Raw genomic sequence first — 1424 nt, 5'->3', positions numbered from 1 at the left:
TCTTACACACGCTACGCTGACGACCTTACTTTCTCGTTCGATAGGCCACTTACTCAACTTCGTAGCGTGGCCATTTTAGACGATGAAGGGAAACCCCTGGTCGGCGCATCAATTTCAGAAATTGTGACTTCGGAGGGATTTTCCATAAACATGGAAAAGCTCCGAATCGCCACCAAGGGAAGCAGGAAGACAGTCACTGGACTCGTTGTAAATGAAAAGGTCAATGTCAAACGCCCTTGGTACTTTGCGCTAGAGTCTACGATATACGCAATGGAGAAGTTTGGAGTTGATGAAGTCGCTGCTCAGAAATTTCCTGAGGAGAAAACTCCAGGAGTCGCGCCAGCTAGGCTGCTTCGACAGATTCACGGAAAAGTTTCGTACCTCAGTATGGTACGCGGCAAAGGAGATTGGCTTGCTTCAGATATCGCCCACCGCTTCAACAAGCTTCACGAAACTTTGCAGTTGAGAGTGCCTAGTGTAGAGCTGATCAGTCAACTAGTTCGTCGGGCGCGGGGAGTTCACATCGTCAACGCCAGTACTGATCCGCTGTTTGTATTCGATCTAGGCCAAAGCCAAGGGACAGCATTCACCACTTCCTCTGGAATAATGGTGACCGCCGCTCACGTCGTAGAGCGTGACGACACAAAAACTATTCTTCCTTTTGTTTATGTCATGAACGAACGAAGACTGGCCTTAGTTATTTGTGACGTTATTGCAATAGATTGGGATAGAGATATTGCCCTACTTCGCGTACGCAATGATAAACACCGACTGGATTTGGAGCGCTCACGTTACAGGCTGGGCCGAGACCCCAACCAGGGTGACAATCTAGTTACCGTAGGCTATCCAGATTATACGCGGGGCGAGCATGCCACAGCTGTGAACTCACCAGTCACGAGAGTATTTAAGAATAAGGCGACATCTGGCGCTCATGATATAAGAAAAGCCAGGGTGGACGGCCCCATCCAGAGCGGAATGAGCGGCGGACCCGCACTGGACTCGAAGTTTGAGGTTCGTGGAGTTGTACACAAGGGGGTTCTTAATCCTGGAGGCGTAGCAGAGATTATCGCTATAAGCGAAGTCCTCCGAGTCGCGCAAGCCAACGGACTGTCAGTCTGATCGTTAGGCCTGGCGGAAGGCGCCAATCCGAACCGGCGCCTTCCGCTAACGCGTCGGCGGACGCTGCACCAGGCCGGGCGCATCGGCGACGAAGGTGTCGAGCACGCCGTCGGCGACCTTGACCGGGCCGCCGAAGCGGGTGGCGCCGGGGATGGACGGGATCGCCGCGGCCTGCGCGGCGAGTTGCCCGGCGGTGGCGAAAGCTTGCTGCGCCGCCGGATCGCCCGCCAGCGCCTGGTTCAGCCCGTCCACGCTGTGGCGCAGCGCGCGGCCCCATAGCGCGGTCGCGTCCAGCCACGGCGCCA

The 1424-nt window shown here is 55.4% G+C and carries 1 protein-coding gene and 1 pseudogene; one reads left to right on the top strand and one right to left on the bottom strand.

Translation table 11 applies throughout. The annotated features are described in order from the left end of the window. The coding region (locus D183_RS26220) for a S1 family peptidase (protein WP_232757184.1) at window positions 1–1119 on the top strand (1119 nt) is incomplete at its 5' end. A 45-nt stretch (window positions 1120–1164) separates the two neighbouring features. Here the strand turns inward: D183_RS26220 and D183_RS23845 are convergent. Then, a pseudogene (locus D183_RS23845) lies at window positions 1165–1424 on the bottom strand (beta-N-acetylglucosaminidase); the annotation flags it as partial.

Source organism: Xanthomonas sp. SHU 199, assembly GCF_000364665.1.
Lineage (GTDB): Bacteria > Pseudomonadota > Gammaproteobacteria > Xanthomonadales > Xanthomonadaceae > Xanthomonas_A > Xanthomonas_A sontii.
This window is presented reverse-complemented; position numbering and strand designations above follow the sequence as displayed.